This is a genomic window from Virgibacillus sp. 7505 (assembly GCF_002272135.1).
GTDB lineage: Bacteria > Bacillota > Bacilli > Bacillales > Amphibacillaceae > Terribacillus.
On the sequence record NZ_NPBF01000341.1, the window covers coordinates 1 to 230 of the forward strand.

Annotated in this window: 1 protein-coding gene; it reads right to left on the bottom strand. The window is 46.1% G+C overall.

The genetic code is table 11. The annotated features are described in order from the left end of the window. Positions 1–48: 48 nt before the first annotated feature. The coding region (locus tag CHH91_RS19240) for a PaaI family thioesterase (RefSeq protein ID WP_141234262.1) at positions 49–230 on the bottom strand (182 nt) is incomplete at its 5' end.

The window sequence follows — 230 nt, forward strand, 5'->3', positions numbered from 1 at the left end:
CAACAAGCCAGTAGGTGCACAAATGCGCCTACTGGCTTTTTATGCGGACTAGCGGCGAGGGATGACAAAAAACGTAGCTGTTGCTTTGGCAAGCAAACGTTCTTGGTCATCAAACGCTTCCCCTTCTAAAACAATGAGCTGTTTGCCTTTATGGACAATTTTGGCTATGCATCGCATAAATGAGCCTTTTCCAGGGCGAAGGTAATGGATATTGAGCTGGGAAGTAACAG